The following is an 18,830-nucleotide window of genomic DNA, read 5'->3' as shown; positions in this document are numbered from 1 at the left end:
TGCTCCAGCGGGCCAGCGGGCCAGCGGGGCAGGGGTCAGGGCTACGCTGTGAGCATGGCGAATCGACTGGCCGATGCGATCAGTCCTTATCTGCGCTCACACGCGGAGAATCCCGTCGACTGGTGGCCGTGGGGTGAGGAAGCCTTCGCCGAGGCGGCCAGGCGCGACGTGCCCGTGCTCGTGTCCATCGGCTATTCCACCTGCCACTGGTGCCACGTCATGGCCAGGGAGAGCTTCAGCGATCCGACGCTCGCCGCCACCCTCAACGCCCACTTCGTCGCGATCAAGGTCGACCGCGAGGAGCACCCTGATGTCGACGCGAGCTACATGGCCGCCGCCTCCGCCTTCACCCGGAACCTCGGCTGGCCGCTCAACGTCTTCACGACGCCGGGCGGGCGCCCCTTCTACGCCGGCAGCTACTTCCCGCCCCGCCCCGTCAACGGCATGCCGGCATTCGCCGGGGTGCTGGCGGCGGTGACGAACGCCTGGACCCTCCGCCGTACCGAGGTGGCCGAGACCGCGGATGCCGTGGCGGCGGCGCTCGCGGCATCCGCCGCCATCGGCAGCGCTCAGGGGGACGGGCCCGGCGCCGGGCAGGGCATCGGCGCATCCGCCCTCGCGGACGCCGTCGCGCGGGTGGCCGCACTCGAGGACCCACTGTTCGGCGGCTTCGGCACGCCTCCGGAGTTCGCGGATCCCAAGTTCCCCGTCGCGCCCGTGCTCGGATTCCTGCTGGAGCAGCCAGGCACCGGCGCCGCCCTCGGCGCACGCACGCTCAAGGTGATGGGGGCGTCCCCGCTGCGAGACCCCGTCGAGGGCGGCTTCTTCCGCTACTCGACCCGGCGGGACTGGGGCGACCCGCACTACGAGCGCATGCTCTACGACAATGCGCTGCTGCTCGACGCCGCGGTGCAGGTGTGGCGGAACGACGGCGCGGTGTGGGCGGCAACGCTCAGCGACGCGCTCGCCGGGTTCCTGCTTGACGTGCTGCGCCTGCCGACGGGCGCATTCGCCAGCGCCCAGGATTCCGAGAGCACGCTCGGCGGGCAGCGGAGCGAGGGCGGCTACTACGCCCTCGACGAGCTGGCGCGGGCGCTCGTCGCTCCACCCGCCCTCGACGAGAAGGTGCTGAGCGGCTGGAACGGCCTCGCGATCGGGGCACTGGCCAGGGCGGGCACGGCGCTGCGGCGCCCGGACTGGGTCGAGGCCGCGCGGGCGGCCGCCGAGCAGCTGCTCGCGCTGCACTGGCGGCCCGACGACGCGCGCCGGGGCGGGCGGTCCCTGGCGCGGGCATCACGGGGGAGCCGGGTCTCCTCGGCCCCCGCGACGCTGGAGGACTTCGGCATGCTCGCCGACGGTTTGCTGGCGCTCGCCGTCGCGACGGGGGAGGCCGGGTACGCGGTGACCGCCCGTGACCTCGTCGACGCCTGCATCGAGGCGGCAGCCTCCTCCCGCCTGCCGTTCGCCGTGCCGGGCGGGGCTGAGCCTCTCCTCTCCGCGCAGGGCCTCGCTCTGGAGTTGGATGCCGCGGAGGGGGCGTACCCGTCCGGGCTCAGCGCGATCGGCACGGCGGCCTTCGAGCTCTACCTGCTGAGCGGCGACCGCGGCTACCTTGACGCCGCGGAGCAGGCCGTCGCGCTCGTCGGCCCGACCGCCGCGGAGCGCCCGCTCGCTTACGGCGCGCTGCTGACCCTGGCGGCGCGGTTGCAGCGCCCCGTCGTGCAACTGGTCAGTGTGGTTACGAGCGGTGTGGTTACGAGCGCTGTGGTTACGGGCGCTGTGGCTGCCGACGCCGACGCAGATGCGTCACGGGCGGGGGAGGCGTTGCTGGACGTGGCGCTGGCGGCATCCGTCGCCATCGCCATCGTGGTGACCGAGGCCCAGGCTGCGGCATTCGCCGACGCGGGATTCGAGCTGTTCGCCGGTCGCACAGCACGCGGCCGGGCGGCGAGCTATCTCTGTGAGCAGTTCGTCTGCCGGCTTCCTGTGACGGATGCCGCGGCGCTCGCCGCCCTGTTGCAGCCCGATCTCGATCCTGGGGCGGAACGCGGGCGTTAGCCCGCGCGTCCGAGCAGGCGCGGCGCCCGGTCGAGCAGGCGCCACACCGTCGTGCTGAGCGCCGGGTACTCCAGCGCGATCGCGCGCAGCATGTCGAACTCGAACCGCTCGGCCGCCCCTGGACGGGCGGCAGGGTGGTAGGCGCGGGCCCGGGCCTCTGCTGGCTCCGGCAGGGTGCAGCGTTCCCGGTAGAGGTCGAGGATCACCTGCTCGTCAAGGGTCGGCAGCTCCGGCAGGAAGCGCCACGGCTCCTCGCCGAGTGCCGTGCGCAGCTCGATGACGGTCGCGATCTCCGAGAGGGCGTTCTGGCGGAGGTTCTGCAGCGCCACCGGCTCCGGCTCGAGCGCAACCTCGTGCTCAATTCCGAACATCTTGTCGTCCATCGGCGTCCCCTCGTCGCGTGAGCCGATCCCGCCAGACGGTGTCGCCCGGCTGCCGTGCCGAATCGGCCACGAGCCGAGCGTAGTGGCGTCGTATGACGCGGAGATGACGAACAGTTTGCGAGAGTGGGCGAGCCGCGCCATTTCGGCGATTGGCGGGGCGCCGACCGCCGCCACGCGGCGTAATGAAGCCGGTAGGCGCTGGTCGCGCCGCTCGCGGCGGGCGTACGCTGGCGCCATGACCGTGCCAGATGCCGCCCATCCTGACACCGACCCCGCCCTCGGCACAGGCACGAGGCCGGACAAGCACGACGCGGGCACGCTCGGGCTGTTGACCCAGGCCGTGCATGCAGGCAACGCGATCGACGCCGGGAGCGGCGCCGTGCGCACGCCCATCATCATGGCCAACTCCTACGCGCTGCCGGATGACCCGTCACAGATCAGCTGGTCCGGCACCGATGTGCCGCTGTACACCCGCAACAGCGGCGCCAACCAGCTCGGTTTGCAGGCCAAGCTCGCCGCGCTCGAGCGCGCAGAGGACGCCGTGGTGCTCGGCAGCGGCGTCGCGGCCCTGCACGCCGTCTACTTCACCTTCCTGCGCAGCGGCGACCACGCGATCATCGCCGATGTCAGCTACGAGGCCCCGTTCAAGCTCTTCACCGAGCTGCTCACCGAGAAGTACGGCATCGAGGCGAGCTTTGTCGACATGAGCGATCTGGATGCCGTTCGTGCCGGCATCCGCCCCAACACCAAGCTCGTGCACATCGAGGCGATTGCGAACCCGACCACCAAGGTGACGGATGTCGCCGCGGTCGCCGCGATCGCCCACGAGGCGGGCGCGCTGCTCTCGGTCGACTCGACCTTCACGCCACCGCCGCTGTTCCGGCCGATCGAGCACGGGGCCGACCTCGTTGTGCACTCGCTGACCAAGTACATCAACGGGCACGGCGACGCGATGGGCGGCGCGGTGATCGGCAGCCGCGCGCTGATCCAGCGGATCAAGAAGGAGGCGATGGTCGATGTCGGCGGTGTGATCAGCCCCTTCAACGCGTGGCTGATCATGCGTGGCTCCGTCACGCTGCCGCTGCGGCTGCGCCAGCACGTGGCCAGCGCCGAGCGCATCGCGGCGTTCCTCGCCGCCGATCCGCGCGTCGCCTACGTCAGCTACCCCGGGCTGCCATCGCACCCGCAACACGGGTTGGCCGCCAGCCAGTTCGGTGGGTTCGGGGCCATGATGGCGTTCGCCGTGCGCGGCGACGGTGATGTCCAGAACCGCTTCGTCGCGAATCTCCGGGTGATCACCTCGGCCGTCTCGCTCGGCCACGACGAATCCCTCATCGTGCACGTCGGCACCGAGGGTGCCCGTGTCGCGGCGTATCCGGCGGAGTTCCGGGAGTGGGGGCACCTGCGCTTCTCGGTCGGGCTGGAGGAGGCCGACGACCTCATCGCGGATCTGCGCGGTGCGCTCGACGCCACCTTCGGGCCGCTGTAGTCCTCCGCCCGCGAAACTACACTGGAACCATGTCTGAAACACGCGCACCCCGGCCCAAGGTGCTCCCCGATCTGCTGATCGACCTCGTGCTGATCGTCGCGTTCGTGCTGATCGGCCGGCGCAGCCACGACGAGGAGTTCAACCTCGCCGGAGTCTGGCAGACGGCGTGGCCGTTCTTCGCAGCTCTGCTGCTCGGCTGGCTCGTGACCCGTGCCTGGCGCTGGCCCGACCGGGTGTGGCCGACGGGCATCATCATCTGGCTGGTGACCGTGGCAGGCGGCATGGTGCTGCGCGCGGTCTCCGGACAGGGCACCGACATCGCCTTCATCATCGTCGCCACCGTGACACTCGGCGCGTTCCTCGTCGGATGGCGCCTGCTCGGCGTCTGGATCGAGCGCATCTCGGCCAAGCGCGTCGCGAAGAAGCAGGCGGAGGCGGACGCCGCGGTCGTGAACGCCGAAGCCCAGGCCGCCGCCAAGGCCGCGCTGAACCGACCGGACCCCAACCGCCGCACCCCGGGGATCTAGGCCTGAATGAACCTGATCGAATGGCTCTTTGACGCGCAGCTCGTGATCGGCGACCAGACGATCCTCTGGCGCGAGATCGTCGGCAACGGTTTCGGCATCGCCAGCGCGATCGGCGGCATGCGCCGGAAGGTCTGGGCCTGGCCGGTCGGAATCGTCGGCAACGTGCTGCTCTTCACGGTGTTCCTCGGCGCGGTCTTCGGCACCCCGAACCCGGTCAATCTGCTCGGCCAGGCCGGACGGCAACTGATGTTCATCGCCGTCTCGATCTACGGCTGGGTACGCTGGTCGCAGAGCCGCAAGCGCGTCGACCTCTCGACCGGCACCCACGTCGCCGTGCAGCCGCACTGGGCTGGCGGGCGCAACCGGCTGTTCATCATCGTCGCCCTCGTCGTCGGAACGGCGGTGCTCACGCCGATCTTCACGGCCCTCGGTTCCTTCGAACCGGTCTGGGCCGACGCCTGGATCTTCGTCGGCTCGCTGCTGGCGACCTGGGGGATGGCCAAGGGCTGGACCGAGTTCTGGCTGATCTGGGTGGCCGTCGACATCGTCGGAGTGCCGCTGCTGGTCAGCGCCGGCTACTACGCCTCCGCGATCCTCTACGTCTTCTACGGCGTCTTCACGATCTGGGGCTTCTTCACCTGGATGCGGGTGCAACGCCGCAGTGCACCGGCGCTGCCTGCCGCCGCTGACGCCTGACGGCCGTCGGGACGAAACGTGTCCGCGTGTGTCAGGGCTTCGGGGGCGGCCTCGTTCCTCGGCTGCTCTCTCAAGCCATCGTGGAAAATGCCGTGCGCGGTGGTGTGGGCATGCGCGCGTGAGCCAGCGGGAGGAAGCACGCTGGCTTGAGCGAGCGGCGCCGCGACGAAGGAGCAGCGACGCACGCGAAGCCCTGAGCGCTCTCGGGGAACCGGCGCCCCGGCATCCGGTCTGCGCAGGCCAGCCCTAGATCAGGCTGCGGAGGAACTCCTCGGCGTTCAGGCCGTGGTCGTGGGCGCGGCCGATCAGCCTGGCGTGCTCCTCCGGGCTCAGCGTGAGCGTGATCTCGTGCCAGCCGGCGCTCTCCGGCGTGAGCTCGTCGAGCTCGCCGCTCAGCTCGTCGAAGTCGAACAGGTCTGGCTGGGACGGTGCGCTCGGCGGAGCGAGCGGTGCGGATGCCGCCGGGCTGCGGAGCCCGGGAACGGGAGCCACTGCGGCCGCGCCGCCGCGGGTCCAACCGGGTCCGGTGGGGATCGGTGTGTGGTTCTGGAAGGCCTCGGAGACGGCGCGGGCGCGCTCATCCGCCGCTTCGTTCATGGGGTGGTTGGCGTGGCCCTTGACCCATTCGAAGCGGTAGCGACGCCCCGTGAGTGCTGCGTCGAGCTCCTGGAGGATCTCGCGGTTCATCACGGGCTTGCCGTCGGCCTTGCGCCAGCCCTTCTTCTTCCAGCCCGGCATCCACTTGGTCACCGAGTTGATCACGTACTGGCTGTCGCAGAGCACGTGCAGGTCGTCGTCGAGGTGCGCCGTCGCGCGGAACAGCTCGAGCACGGCGGTGAGCTCGCCCTGGTTGTTGGTGGCGTGCGGCCAGCCGCCAGCCGCCCAGCAGTCGTCGTCGACGTACCACGCCCAGCCGGCCGGGCCGGGGTTTCCCAGTGCTGAACCGTCGGCGGAGGCAATGATCGTCATGAGACCAGTCTTCCATTGCCTGACGGGGGTTTCGACAGGCTCAACCGGCGGAGCCTCCCGCCTAGGATTGAGAGCATGACGATCGAGACGATTCCACTGCTCGATCGACTGCCGCGCACGGCATCCGGAGCCCTCGCCGTCGACGCACTCAGCGCGGATGCCGTCTTCGACGTGTTCGAGGACTGGGTGAAGGATCGCGGGCTCACGCTCTACCCCGCCCAGGAAGAGGCGCTGCTCGAGATCGTCTCCGCGTCGAACCTCATCCTCAGCACCCCGACCGGAACCGGCAAGTCGCTCGTGGCCGTCGGCGCACACTTCGCCGCCATCGCTGCAGGCAAGCGCAGCTTCTACACCGCGCCGATCAAGGCCCTCGTCAGCGAGAAGTTCTTCTCGCTGGTCGAGATCTTCGGTGCGGAGAACGTCGGCATGATGACGGGCGATTCCGCGGTGAACCCGGACGCCCCGATCATCTGCTGCACGGCCGAGATCCTCGCCAACCAGGCGCTCCGCCACGGCGAGGACACGGAGGTGGACCAGGTCGTCATGGACGAGTTCCACTTCTACGCCGACCCCGACCGCGGCTGGGCCTGGCAGGTGCCGTTGCTCATGCTGCCGCGCGTGCAATTCGTACTGATGTCGGCGACGCTCGGCGACACGCGCTTCATCGCCGGCGACCTCACCAGGCGCACCGGACGGGAGACCGCTGAGGTCACCGGCGTCGAGCGGCCCGTGCCGCTGCACTACTACTACGAGGTCACGCCGATCCACGAGACCGTCGAGGAGCTGCTCAGCACCGGGCAGTCGCCGATCTACGTGGTGCACTTCTCCCAGGCGGCCGCCCTCGAGCGGGCGCAGGCGCTCTCCAGCGCCAAGATCGCCACCCGCGAGCAGCGGGAGCAGATCGCCGAGCTCATCGCCGAGTTCCGCTTCACCACGAGCTTCGGCAAGACGCTCTCCCGGCTGCTGCGGGCCGGCATCGGCGTGCACCACGCCGGCATGCTGCCGAAGTACCGTCGCCTCGTCGAGACGCTCGCCCAGCGCGGCATGCTGCGCGTCATCTGCGGCACGGACACCCTCGGCGTCGGCATCAATGTGCCGATCCGCACGGTGTTGCTCACCGCGCTGACGAAGTACGACGGGCAGCGGATGCGGCACCTCACCGCCCGGGAGTTCCACCAGATCGCCGGCCGTGCCGGTCGGGCCGGCTTCGACACCGCCGGAACCGTCGTCGCCCAGGCGCCCGAGCACGAGAGCGAGAACATCAAGGCCGTCGAGAAGGCCGGCGACGATGTGAAGAAGCGGCGCAAGATCATCCGCAAGAAGGCGCCGGACGGCTTCGTGTCGTGGGGCGAGCCGTCGTTCCGCAAGCTGATCGATGCCGAGCCGGAGGCTCTCAGCTCCCGGATGCAGATCACCAGCGCGATGATGATCAACGTGATCGGCCGTGGCGGCGACGTCTACCAGCACCTGCACGACCTCGTCTTCGACAACCACGAGCCATGGCGCAACCAGCTCGTGCTCGCCAGACGGGCCCTCGGCATCTACCGCACGCTGCGCCAGGCCGGCATCGTCGAGCAATGGACGCGGGAATCCGGCGACGTCGACATCCGCCTCACCGTCGACCTGCAGCCGAACTTCGCGCTGAACCAGCCGCTCTCGCCGTTCGCCCTCGCCGCCTTCGAGCTGCTCGACCCGGAGTCGGCCTCCTACGCGCTCGACATCCTCTCGATCCTCGAGGCGACGCTCGACGACCCGCGTCCCGTGATCAGCCAACAGCAGTTCGTGGCGCGCGGTGAAGCCGTCGCGGCGATGAAGTCAGAGGGCATCGAGTATGACGAGCGCATGGAGCTGCTCGAACAGGTGACGCACCCCAAGCCGCTCGGCGAGCTGCTCGAAGCGGCCTTCGACACGTACAAGGCCGCGCAGCCGTGGATCGCCGACTTCGAGCTCTCGCCCAAATCGGTCGTGCGCGACATGTACGAGCGGGCGATGTCGTTCGGCGAGTTCATCGCCTTCTACAAGCTGGCCCGGTCGGAGGGCGTCGTGCTGCGCTACCTGAGCGACGCGTTCCGCGCGGCCAGGCAGACGATTCCCGACGAGTTCAAGAACGAGGACCTGCACGACCTGATCGAGTGGTTGGGTGAGCTGGTGCGCCAGGTCGACTCGAGCCTGCTCGACGAGTGGAATGAGATGGTGCACCCGGATGCCGTCGCGCACGCCGAGCACGCGCACGAGATCGTGCCGCCCGCGCCCAAGCGCCTCACCAGCAACGCGCGGGCGTTCCGCGTGCTCGTGCGCAACGAGCTGTTCCGCCGGGTGCAGTTGGCCGCGCGCGACGACGCCGTGGCGCTCGGCGAGCTCGACGCCGAGCACGGCTTCGGCGAGGCGGACTGGGCCGAGGCGCTCGACGACTACTACGCCGAGCACGACGAGATCCTCACCGGGGCGGATGCCCGCGGTGCGGCGCTGCTGATGATCGAGGAGTCGGCGACGAGCTGGACGGTGCGTCAGATCCTCGACGACCCGGCAGGCAACCACGACTGGGGCATCAGCGCAGAGGTCGACCTGGCGGCATCCGACGAGGCCGGCGAGGCCGTCGTGCGGGTGACCGCGGTCTCGCGCCTCTGAGCCGCCAACTACCAGCCCGCGATCACGAGTGTGGCGCGTGCGTCTCGAGGAACTGGAAGACCTCGGTCTGATCGACGCCGGGGAAGGTCCCGGTCGGCAGCGCGGCCAGCAGGCTCGTTGGGGTGCGCGCGGCCGGCCAGGACTGCTCGGCCCAGCGCTCGGCCAGCTCGGCCGGGGCCCGGCGGCAGCAGGACTCGTCCGGGCAGCGGGACACCGCACGGTGCGTTGTCTCGCGGCCGCGGAACCACTTGACGTGGGCGAACGGCACGCCGACACTCACCGAGTACTCGCCCTCCTTGGCCTTCTCGATGCGTGATGTGCACCAGAAGGTCCCGCTCGGGGTGTCGGTGTACTGGTACCACGGGCTGAAGCGGTCCTCGACGTCGAACACGGTGCGCGCCGTCCAGTTGCGGCAGACGATGGTGCCCTCGACGGCGCCGAGGGCGTCGCTCGGGAAGCGCACGGCGTCGTTCTCGTATGCCTTGATGATGGTGCCGGACTCGTGCACCTTCATGAAGTGCACGGGAATGTCGAGGCGAGCGGTGGCGAGGTTCGTGAAGCGGTGCGCCGCCGTCTCGTACGAGACGGCGAAGGCGTCGCGCAGCTCCTCCATCGAGATGCGCCGCATCGTCTTGGCCTCGTTGAGGAAGCGCACGGTCGCCTGCTCCGGCAGCAGGATCGCCGCGGTCAGGTAGTTGGTCTCGATGCGCTGCCGCAGAAACTCCGCATAATTTCTCGGCTCCTCGTGTCCGAGCACATGGCTGGCGAGGGCCTGCAGGATGGGGGAGCGCGAGTCCCGCGAGGCCGACTGCTGCGTGGGCAGGTAGACCCGGCCGTTGCGCTTGTCGGTGACCGAGCGGGTGGAGTGCGGCAGATCGCCGACGTAGTGCAGCGAGTAGCCGAGATGGCTGGCCATGTCGGCAACCAGCTGCTGCGAGACGGGCCCGCCCGTGTGTCCGACGGCGCCGAGCAGGGCGGATGCCGCCGTCTCCAGCTCGGCGAAGTAGTTGTCACGCGCGCGCATCGTCGCCCGCAGCTCTGCGTTGGCCCTGCGGGCCTCCTCCGGGGTTGCCGCCCGTTCCCTGTGCAGCCGGTCGATCTCGTTGTGCAGCGTCAGGATCGTCTGCAGCATCTGGTCGCTGTGCCCCTTGCCCACGCGGAAGCTCGGCAGTCCGAGCGCGCCGAACACGGGGCTGCGCTGAGCCCGCTCGACGGCGATCTCGAGGGCGGCGCGGGCGTTCGGCGCGTCGGGGCGCAGCAGCTCGTCGACGCTGGTGTCGAGTGCCATGGCGATGGTGCGCAGCATCGAGAGCCGCGGTTCCCGCTTGCCGTTCTCGATCGTCGAGACCTGGCTGGGCGCACGGTCGATGGCGGTGGCCAGCTGCTCGAGCGTCATGCCCTGTGCTGTGCGACGCTGGCGGATCCGCCGGCCGAGCGTGAGCGCGTCGACCTCGGTCGCGGCATCCGAGGCATCGTCGCCGGTGATGGCGGCGTTGTGCACGGAGGCTGCGGTGCGATCGGCGGTGATCATGCACCGATGTTGCCACGCGGCACGCGTGCCCGCAAACAGAAAGAACGAGTTTCTTCTGTTTACGGACGGTGCGCGCTGCAGCGGGCGCGTTCGTGCGGCTCGTCTGTGCCATCTGCGACACTGATGCCGTCGCCGCTCATGGCGGCCGGGAACGGAGTGCACATGGCTGGGCGCCAGATCGAGATGCTGGACCGTCGCGGCTACGTCCTGGAGTTCGACTCCGATTTCGCCGGGACGGGCGACGGCCCTGGCGGGCTCGACACCACGCAGTGGCTTCCGCACTACCTGCCGCAGTGGAGCGGCCGCGAGGCGAGCAGGGCGCGCTACTCGATCGCGGACGGGCTGCTGACGCTCCGCATCGACGCAGACCAGCCGCCGTGGTCGCCCGAGTACGACGGCACAGTGCGCGTCTCGAATCTGCAGACGGGTGTGCGCTCCGGCCCGGTCGGCAGCGGCAGCGGGCAACACCCGTTCCGGGGTGACCTGCTCGTGCGGGAGGCGCAGGAGGACGAGCTGCTCTACACGCCGCGCTACGGCCTCATCGAGCTGCGGGCGCGGGCAAGCTCCGACCCGCACAGCATGGTGGCGTTGTGGTTGATCGGCGTCGAGTCGGCGCCGGAGCAGTCCGCCGAGATCTGTGTGATGGAGATCTTCGGCAGCGAGGTTCATCCCCAGGGCGCGCTCGTGGGCATGGGCGTGCACCCGTTCAATGACCCCGCGATCGTCGACGACTTCGAGAAGGTGACGATGGCCGGCGACGCGACGGACGTCCACGTGTACTCGGCCGAGTGGTCGCCGCGGGGCGTGCGCTTCTACATCGACGACGCGCTCGTGCGCGAGACGACGCAATCGCCTGGTTACCCGATGCAGCTCATGCTCGACATCTTCCACGTCCCGCCCGCTGGGGATGCCGCTGGCGCCGGTCACTACCCGAAGGAGTTCCAGGTCGACTGGGTGCGCGGCTACGCGCCGAGGAGCTAGTGGTGGAAGACGCGCTCGCCCTCCACGAAGGTCTGCTCGACCGTGGCGAGGCCGATCTCCTCCCGCGGGCCGGCGAACGGGTCGCGGGAGAGCACGGTGAGGTCCGCGAACTTGCCGACCTCGATCGTGCCCGTCTCCTTCTCGAGGTGGTTCACCCAGGCCGAGCCTGCCGTGTACGCGGTGAGCGCACTCCCCAGGTCGATGGTCTGCTCCGGCAGGAAGGCCTCGTAGTCACCCTCCTCGTAGCCGGGGGCCGCGTGCCGGTTCACCGCCGTGTGGATGGCGGCGAGCGGGTTGGGCGTCGACACCGACCAGTCGCTTCCCGCCGCGAGCACCGCACCGGAGCGCAGCAGGTCACCGAATGGGTACTGCCAGGCCGAGCGGACCGGGCCGAGGAACGGCAGCGTGAGCTCGACCATCTGCGGTTCGAGGGTCGCCCAGAGCGCCTGCATGTTCGCGGCGACGCCGAGCGCCCGGAACCGCGGGATGTCGTCGGGGTGCACCACCTGGAGGTGCGCGATGTGGTGCCGGTTGTCGCTCTGGCCATTGCGGGCAATGGCCTCGGAGACGGCGTCGAGGCACTCCCGCACCGCCCGGTCGCCGATGGCGTGGAAATGCAGCTGGAAGCCGAGCTCGTCCAGCAGCGGCACAGCCTCGTTCAGGATCTCCGGCGGCACGAAGCTGATGCCCGAGTTGTCGCTCGGGTGGCCGTGACCGTCGCCGTATGGCTCCAGCATCGAGGCGGTGAAGTTCTCGGCGACGCCGTCCTGCATCACCTTGACGCTGGTGGCGGCGAAGCGCCCGAAGTGTGCGGCAGCACGCTTGGCGACGAGCTCATCGATCTGCTCGAGCCCGCGACTGCGATCCCACCACAGGGCCCCGATCACTCGGGCGGTCAGCTCACCGGAGTGCGCGGCGGCGAGGTAGGCGGGCGCAGGGTCGTCGGCGTCGCCGTAGCTGCCGACGATGGCATCCTGCCAGGCGGTGATGCCGTTGGCGTGCAGGTACCTCTGCCCGGTGAGCAGCGCCTCGCGCATGCCGGCCTCGCCGACGGGCGGCAGCAGCCGATTCACCAGCGTCATCGCTCCCTCGTGCAGGGTGCCGCTCGGCGTGCCGTCGGCGAGCCGCTCGATGCGGCCGTCGGCCGGATCCGGCGTGTGCTTGTCGATGCCGGCCAGCTCAAGCGCGCGGGAGTTGACCCAGGCGCCGTGCCCGTCGCGGTTGGTGAGGAAGGCGGGGCGGTCGGCGACGATGTCGTCGAGATCGGATGCCAGCGGGGTGCCGCCTGGGAACACCGACATGCTCCAGCCGCCACCGAGCAACCACTCAGCATCCGGGTTCGCCTGCATGTGTTCGGCGATCAGCGTGCGGTACTCGGTGCGGCTGGCGACCTCGGCGAGGTTGCAGCGCAGCAGGTCGAGTCCGCCCCACACCGGGTGCACGTGGGCGTCCTGGAATCCGGGCACGAGCAGTCGCCCGGCCAGATTCACCACCTCGGTGTGCGGCCCCGTCAGCTCGCGCACGTCGTCCCGGCCGACGGCGACAATGCGGCCGTCTTTCACGGCGACGGCGCTCGCCGTGGAGCGCACGGTGTCGGCGGTGAACACACTTCCGCCGGAGAAGACGAGATCGGCGTACGGCATGATGCCTCCTACTGGTTTGTTGCCATGGTGCCTAGCTTCCGGCCATGGTGCGGGCGATCTGCGTGGCGGAGTCACCCGCCCGGCGCAGCACGACCGCGACCATCGCGAGGGCGAAGAGAGTGAGCAGCAGCATGATCGTCGACACGGCGGCGATCTCCGGCCTCAGCCCGCTGCGCAGCGCGCTCAACACGTAGACCGGCCACGGCGTGGTGCCGGAGACCTGCACGAAGGCCGCGACGATCGTATTGTCGAGGCTGAGCGTGAACGAGAGCAGGCCGCCGGCGAGCACGGCAGGCAGGGCGAGCGGCAGCGTGACCCGCCAGAAGGTGCGCAGCGGCGGCGCGTAGAGGTCGGCTGATGCCTCCTCCAACTGCGCATCGAGGCCAACGAGCCTCGCCCGCACGATGTATGCCACGATCGCCGTCGCGAAGAGCGAGTGGCCGATGACGAGGCGCACGACACCGTCGCTGAAGACGCTCATGCCGAGGTCCTGGCCGAGGAAAACGAGCCACGGCAGCAGGGCCACGGCGTCGACGATCTCGGGTGTGACGGAGACGAGCAGCAGCAGCCCGATGAACCAGAACACCCACTTGCCCGGTCGGCGTGCCATCGCGATTCCGGCGAGGGTGCCGAGCGCGGTGGCGAAGATGGCCGCGATCACGCCGGTGCGGATCGAGAGCCAGACGGCATCCCGAATCGCCGACTTCGTGACGATCGCCGCGAAGGAGTCGAATCCGAAGTGGTCCCAGGAGACGAGGAGGCGGCCGACGTTGAAGGAGTAGGCGATGATCACGATGATCGGGGCGAACAGGAACAGGAAGACGAGCACGCTCCACACCATCAGGCCGACATCGGTGGCCGAGCGGCGGGTGCGGTGTTTGCGGGGCGGCTTGGTGCCGGAGGCGACGGCGACGGCCCGGGTGGCGTGCAGCTCGGTCATGACGTTGCTCCAGACTCCGGGCCCAACACGAGGCGGCGGCTCGAACGGGACGGCCACGTCAGCAGCCAGAGCAACAGGGCCCCGGCGGCCACGGTCAACGCGATCACCAGGATGAGCAGCACGGCCATCGCCGAGCCGAGCGCCCAGTTCTGTGCCGTCTGGAACTGGCTGGCCACGAGCTGGCCGACCATGTTGCCCTTGGCGCCGCCGAGCACGGTTGCGGTGATGTAGTCGCCCATCAGCGGGATGAAGACGAGCAGCACGCCGGCGACGATGCCGGGCTGCGCCAGCGGAACGGTGACCCGGAAGAAGGTGCGGATGCGGTCGGCGCCGAGGTCCTTGCTGGCCTCCCGCAGCGGCCCGCCCACCCGGTCGAAGGCGACGAACAGCGGCAGGATCATCAGCGGCAGGTAGTTGTAGACGACGCCGATGAGCACCGCGGTGCGGGTGTAGAGGATCTCGAGGGGGCCCTCCTGCAGCCCGACCGCCTGCAGCAGTGTCGACAGCCAACCCTCGGGGGCGAGGATCACCTGCCAGCCGATCGTGCGCACGAGGAAGTTGGTCCAGAACGGCACCATCACGAGTGCGAGCAGCAGCCCACGCCGGTTCATCGGCGCCTTCACCGCCATCCAATAGGCCACAGGAGCACCGATGACGAGGCACAGCGCCGTGCCGGCGAGGCTGACCCAGAGGGTGTTCGCGAATGTGGCGAAGAAGGTGGGGGAGAGCGCCTCGATGTAACGATCGAAGGAGAGCGTGTCATTGGCGTGCGTGCCGAAGATGCCTGGTTTGTAGCCGAAGCTGAACCAGAGCACCATGCCGACGGGCGCGACGAAGAAGAACAACAGCCAGGCCCAGGCTGGGAACGCCAGGAGGGGCGCCGGCAGGCGACGCGGAGCGGAGGTGTCTGCCATCAAGCGCCCGCAGCGGCCTTGGTGTTGTTCCAGATGTCGACGATGCGCTGCTGAGCCGAGGTGACCTCACCGGTGTGCATCGTGGCGATCTGCTCCGGCGTGAAGAAGACCAGGTCGAGCATCTCGATGCCGGCCGCCTCCGCATCCGGCTGGATGTCGAGGGCGCCGGTGTGGTAGCCGATGTAGTCGAGCTCGGCGAGTGAGTTCTCCGGGGTGAGTACGAAGTTGATGAAGGCGTGCGCGGCCTCCGGGTGCGGTGCCCCAGCGGCAATCGCCCAGTTGTCCATCCACAGCTCGGTGTCGGGGGCGCCGAGCACCCACTGCCAGCGCTCAGGCTCCGGGCTCTCCTGGATGCCGATCCGGGCGTCGCCGTTCCACACCTGCATGAGCGCGTGCGTCGCCTGCGGGATCGCGGCACCGCCCGGGTAGGAGTCGAACGCCGTCACGTGCGGAGCCATCTCGTTGACCATGAATTCCTCGCAGGCGTCCAGCTCGGCCGGGTCGGTCGTCATCCAGTCGATTCCGTTGGACCAGAAGTAGATGCCTGCCATCGGCGCCGGGTCGTCGAGCAGCGAGGTCTTGCCGCTGGCCTCGTTCTGGGCGGCGTCAATGAAGTCGTCCCAGGTGGTGAGCTCGCGCGTGATGACGGTCTTGTCGTAGACGAAGCCCGTCGTGCCCCATGCCTTGCAGATGGTGTACTCGTTCTCCGGATCCCAGTTCTGTCCGAGGAAGGCCGGGTCCATGTAGCTGATGTTCGGGATCAGCTCGCGGTTGAGCTTGGTGAGCAGGCCGTTCTCGACCATCTGTGGGATGAACGGACCGGTCGGCACGATGATGTCGTAGCCGCTGGTGCCCTTGGCCGCGACGAGCTTGGAGATCATCTCCTCGTTGGAGGCGAAGGAGTCCAGCGTGACTGCCGGGCCGAGGGTCGCGGTGAAGTCCTCGAGCACGGACGGGGCGTCGTAGTCTCCCCAGGTGTAGATGGAGAGCTTGTCCTCCAACGGCCCGCCAGAGGCCTGCGGGCTGGAGCCGGCGTTGCCGCTCGGGCTGCTGCACGCGGCCAGGAAGATGGTTCCACCGGCCGCGGCGGCGAAGCTCAGAAAGCGTCGTCGGCTGAGCTCCTTGGCGATGATCGGCGCGGCCGACGTGCTGGCCAGAATTCGCAGGGGGGATCGTTCGGCGCTCATGATTACTCCCGATTGGCTGTGGGTGCGGAGGGTTCGGATTCCGACGCCGGGTGTGCGGCGGCGACGGTGTTGACGGTGGGCGGCTCGACGTGGGCCGCGACGGGGAGCTCCTCGGCGGCGGGGAAGAGGATGACGGACTCCGGCGTCCACGAGCACCAGACGGCGTCGCCGATCGCGAGCCGGGGTGCCTCAGGGGTCGGCCGGCGCACGAGCATGCTCTGTTCGCCGCCGTCGAGCTGGACGAGGTACTGCATCGTCTCGCCCAGGTGTGAGACCCCGATGAGGCTGCCGGCCACCCGATTGACGCCGCCGTCGCTCGGCTCGGCGGCGGAGCGGGCGGCGATCTGCACGAACTCGGGGCGCACGGCGGCCTGGGCCGCATCGCCGACCCGGAGCCGGGCGCTGCCGCTTGCCGTGCTCGCCGCCCGCAACAGCCCGTATGAGCTCTGCAGCGTCGCGGCATCCGGGGCGGTGCCCGCGACCGTGCCGCCGATGAAGTTCTGTTGGCCGACGAAGCCGGCCACATAGGCGGTGGCCGGTGCGCCGTAGATGGTGTCGGCGTCGGCGAGCTGCTCGATGTGGCCGTCGCGCATGATCGCGATCCGGTCGCTCATCGACAGGGCCTCGCCCTGGTCGTGGGTGACGAACACGAAGGTGATGCCGAGCCGGGACTGGAGCAGCTTGAGCTCAAGCTGCATCTCCTCACGCAACTGCCGGTCGAGTGCGCCGAGAGGCTCGTCGAGCAGGAGCACGGCCGGCCGGTTGACGAGGGCCCGCGCCAGCGCGATGCGCTGCTGCTGGCCGCCAGAGAGTTGCGTCGGCTTGCGGTCGGCGAAACGGCGCATCTGCACCATCTCGAGCGCCTCGGCGACGCGCTCGCGGATCTCGGCCTTGGGCGTGCGCTTCTGCTGCAGGCCGTATGCCACGTTCTCGGCGATGCTCATGTGTGGGAACAGCGCGTAGGCCTGGAACACCGTGTTGACGTTGCGGCGGTACGGCGGCTGGCCGAGCACGCTCTGACCCGAGATGCGGATGTCGCCGGCATCCGGGTGTTCGAAGCCGGCGATCATGCGCAGCGTCGTCGTCTTGCCGCAGCCGGACGGGCCGAGCAGGGAGATGAACTCGCCGGCCGCGATGTCGAGGCTGAGATCGTTCACCGCCGGGGCGTCGCCGTAGAACTTGCTGATGCCCTGAAGCTCGATCGTCCCCGTGCGCTCGCGATCTCGCTGGGCACTCGAATCGGATTGGTCGAGAACGGTCACCGGCACCTCCATAGCTGCAAACGTTGTGGGTCATTCAATCCTTGAAAACCCTTTTGCACAATGTTTTTCGTTGCGAAGAGGCCATTTCGTTGCGAAGACCGTCGAAATCGTGATGTTCGGCCGTCGAAAGCGGCGGAGTTCCGCCGCGCAGAACTTTGCCGAAACTTCACCCCCTGGACCGTGGCCCGTACCCGATGCCGCGGCCGCAGAGTGGGTTCAGGCCACAACGGATGCCGAACAACACACGGCGACCGAATCAGCAGTTCGAGGGAGAACACCATGACGCAGCAGAGCAACCGGGCAGGCGACCAGACCCAGACCGCGGAGGAGCTGGAGCTCGAGTGGGCGGCCGACGCCCGCTGGACCGACATCCGCCGCGACTACACCGCCGCCGACGTGGTCGCCCTGCGCGGCGCGGTGCGCGAGGAACGCACCCTCGCCAGGCGCGGAGCGGAGAAGCTGTGGGACCTCGTGCAGAACAACGGCACGCCGGAGGACCCCCGCTGGGTCGCCGCGCTCGGTGCGCTCACCGGTAACCAGGCCGTGCAGCAGGTGCGGGCGGGGCTGCAGGCGATCTACCTCTCCGGCTGGCAGATTGCGGCCGACGCCAACCTCAGCGGGCAGACCTACCCGGACCAGTCGCTGTACCCGGCGAACTCGGTTCCTGCTGTCGTCCGCCGCATCAACAACGCGCTGCTGCGGGCCGGCCAGATCGAATTCGCGGAGGGCGGGGGGTCGACAGCCTCAAGCGACGCGGGCGAGGCCACCGACTGGATGGCGCCGATCGTCGCCGACGCCGAGGCCGGCTTCGGCGGGCCGCTGAACGCCTACGAGCTGATGTCGTCGATGATCGAGGCCGGCGCGGCCGGTGTGCACTGGGAGGACCAGCTCGCCAGCGAGAAGAAGTGCGGCCACATGGGCGGCAAGGTGCTCGTTCCGACCGGGCAGCACATCCGCACGCTCAACGCCGCCCGCCTCGCGGCCGACGTCGCCGGTGTGCCGACGATCGTGATCGCCCGCACCGACTCGCTCGCGGCCACCCTCATCACGAGCGACCACGACGAGCGCGACCGGCCGTTCATCACCGGGGAACGCACAGCCGAGGGCTTCTACACGGTGCAGAACGGCATCGAACCGGTCATCGCCCGCGGCCTCGCCTACGCGCCGTACGCCGATCTGATCTGGGTCGAGAGCGCCGAGCCCGACCTGGAGCTCGCACGCCGTTTCGCCGAGGCGATCCACGCCGAGTACCCGGGCAAGCGCCTCGCCTACAACTGCTCGCCGTCGTTCAACTGGAAGCGCCACCTGAACGACGAGCAGATCGCCACCTTCCAGCGGGATCTGGCGGCGCTCGGCTACGCCTTCCAGTTCATCACCCTGGCCGGATTCCACTCGCTCAACCACTCGATGTTCACGCTCGCCCAGGACTACAACAGCCGGCACATGAGCGCATACGTCGAACTGCAGGAGGCCGAGTTCGCCTCGGAGACCTCCGGCTACACGGCCACCCGCCACCAGCGGGAAGTCGGCACCGGCTACTTCGACCGGATCGCCACCGCGCTCAACCCCGACAGCGCCACCCTTGCCCTCGTCGGATCGACCGAGGCCGAACAGTTCTGATT

At 69.3% G+C, this 18,830-nt stretch carries 15 protein-coding genes; 7 read left to right on the top strand and 8 right to left on the bottom strand.

The features are described from left to right. Window positions 1-54 precede the first annotated feature (54 nt). Entirely contained in the window at window positions 55-2,058 is a 2,004-nt protein-coding gene (locus EV379_RS14330; protein ID WP_130506734.1) for a thioredoxin domain-containing protein, read from the top strand. Here EV379_RS14330 and EV379_RS14325 read toward each other — a convergent pair. Further along, window positions 2,055-2,441: a hypothetical protein gene (locus EV379_RS14325; RefSeq protein ID WP_130506733.1), complete on the bottom strand. Its 387-nt coding sequence runs from the start codon at window positions 2,439-2,441 to the stop codon at window positions 2,055-2,057. The two genes, EV379_RS14330 and EV379_RS14325, sit on opposite strands and share 4 nt — an antisense overlap. A gap of 235 nt (window positions 2,442-2,676) precedes the next feature. Here EV379_RS14325 and EV379_RS14320 point away from each other — a divergent pair, with 235 nt between their 5' ends. Genes EV379_RS14320 through pnuC form a run of 3 tightly spaced genes read left to right on the top strand, consistent with a single transcriptional unit; the run spans window position 2,677 to window position 5,153 of the window. Next, the gene (locus EV379_RS14320) at window positions 2,677-3,930 is read left to right on the top strand and encodes a trans-sulfuration enzyme family protein (protein ID WP_130506732.1); all 1,254 of its coding nucleotides are present in this window, start codon (window positions 2,677-2,679) and stop codon (window positions 3,928-3,930) included. 29 nt (window positions 3,931-3,959) lie between these two features. After that, on the top strand, window positions 3,960-4,457 hold the full coding sequence (locus EV379_RS14315; RefSeq protein ID WP_130506731.1) for a DUF3054 domain-containing protein: 498 nt from the start codon (window positions 3,960-3,962) through the stop codon (window positions 4,455-4,457). Window positions 4,458-4,463: 6 nt separating this feature from the next. Continuing rightward, the gene (pnuC, locus tag EV379_RS14310) at window positions 4,464-5,153 is read left to right on the top strand and encodes a nicotinamide riboside transporter PnuC (protein WP_130506730.1); all 690 of its coding nucleotides are present in this window, start codon (window positions 4,464-4,466) and stop codon (window positions 5,151-5,153) included. Between the two features lie 246 nt (window positions 5,154-5,399). Here the strand turns inward: pnuC and EV379_RS14305 are convergent, their stop codons facing one another. After that, on the bottom strand, window positions 5,400-6,122 hold the full coding sequence (locus EV379_RS14305; RefSeq protein ID WP_130506729.1) for an RNase H family protein: 723 nt from the start codon (window positions 6,120-6,122) through the stop codon (window positions 5,400-5,402). A gap of 75 nt (window positions 6,123-6,197) precedes the next feature. Here EV379_RS14305 and EV379_RS14300 point away from each other — a divergent pair, with 75 nt between their 5' ends. After that, window positions 6,198-8,750, top strand: a complete 2,553-nt coding sequence (locus EV379_RS14300) for a DEAD/DEAH box helicase (RefSeq protein ID WP_130506728.1) — start codon at window positions 6,198-6,200, stop codon at window positions 8,748-8,750. 22 nt (window positions 8,751-8,772) lie between these two features. Here EV379_RS14300 and EV379_RS14295 read toward each other — a convergent pair whose 3' ends face one another. After that, complete coding sequence (locus tag EV379_RS14295) at window positions 8,773-10,281, bottom strand: helix-turn-helix transcriptional regulator (RefSeq protein ID WP_130506727.1); 1,509 nt, start codon at window positions 10,279-10,281, stop codon at window positions 8,773-8,775. A 162-nt stretch (window positions 10,282-10,443) separates the two neighbouring features. On the opposite strand from EV379_RS14295, the gene EV379_RS14290 reads away from it, so the two are divergent. Then, a complete protein-coding gene (locus EV379_RS14290; protein WP_207226261.1) occupies window positions 10,444-11,262 on the top strand; it encodes a glycoside hydrolase family 16 protein in 819 nt (272 codons plus the stop codon). Here EV379_RS14290 and EV379_RS14285 read toward each other — a convergent pair. Genes EV379_RS14285 through EV379_RS14265 form a run of 5 tightly spaced genes read right to left on the bottom strand, consistent with a single transcriptional unit; the run spans window position 11,259 to window position 17,208 of the window. Continuing rightward, on the bottom strand, window positions 11,259-12,905 hold the full coding sequence (locus EV379_RS14285; RefSeq protein WP_130506726.1) for an amidohydrolase: 1,647 nt from the start codon (window positions 12,903-12,905) through the stop codon (window positions 11,259-11,261). The two genes, EV379_RS14290 and EV379_RS14285, sit on opposite strands and share 4 nt — an antisense overlap. A gap of 31 nt (window positions 12,906-12,936) precedes the next feature. Next, entirely contained in the window at window positions 12,937-13,845 is a 909-nt protein-coding gene (locus EV379_RS14280) for an ABC transporter permease (RefSeq protein WP_130506725.1), read from the bottom strand. Further along, the gene (locus EV379_RS14275) at window positions 13,842-14,759 is read right to left on the bottom strand and encodes an ABC transporter permease (RefSeq protein WP_130506724.1); all 918 of its coding nucleotides are present in this window, start codon (window positions 14,757-14,759) and stop codon (window positions 13,842-13,844) included. Before EV379_RS14275 ends, EV379_RS14280 begins: the two co-directional genes overlap by 4 nt. Continuing rightward, window positions 14,759-15,946, bottom strand: a complete 1,188-nt coding sequence (locus EV379_RS14270) for a polyamine ABC transporter substrate-binding protein (protein WP_130506723.1) — start codon at window positions 15,944-15,946, stop codon at window positions 14,759-14,761. Before EV379_RS14270 ends, EV379_RS14275 begins: the two co-directional genes overlap by 1 nt. Window positions 15,947-15,948: 2 nt before the next feature. Further along, window positions 15,949-17,208 (bottom strand): ABC transporter ATP-binding protein, encoded by a 1,260-nt coding sequence (locus tag EV379_RS14265; RefSeq protein ID WP_242616392.1) that lies wholly within the window; start codon window positions 17,206-17,208, stop codon window positions 15,949-15,951. A 279-nt stretch (window positions 17,209-17,487) separates the two neighbouring features. On the opposite strand from EV379_RS14265, the gene aceA reads away from it, so the two are divergent. After that, window positions 17,488-18,828 (top strand): isocitrate lyase, encoded by a 1,341-nt coding sequence (aceA, locus tag EV379_RS14260; protein ID WP_130506721.1) that lies wholly within the window; start codon window positions 17,488-17,490, stop codon window positions 18,826-18,828. The last annotated feature ends 2 nt before the right edge of the window (window positions 18,829-18,830 follow it).

Source organism: Microterricola gilva, assembly GCF_004217495.1.
Lineage (GTDB): Bacteria > Actinomycetota > Actinomycetes > Actinomycetales > Microbacteriaceae > Microterricola > Microterricola gilva.
The sequence above is the reverse complement of the archived record's forward strand: the minus strand, read 5'-3'. Positions and strand labels throughout refer to the sequence as shown.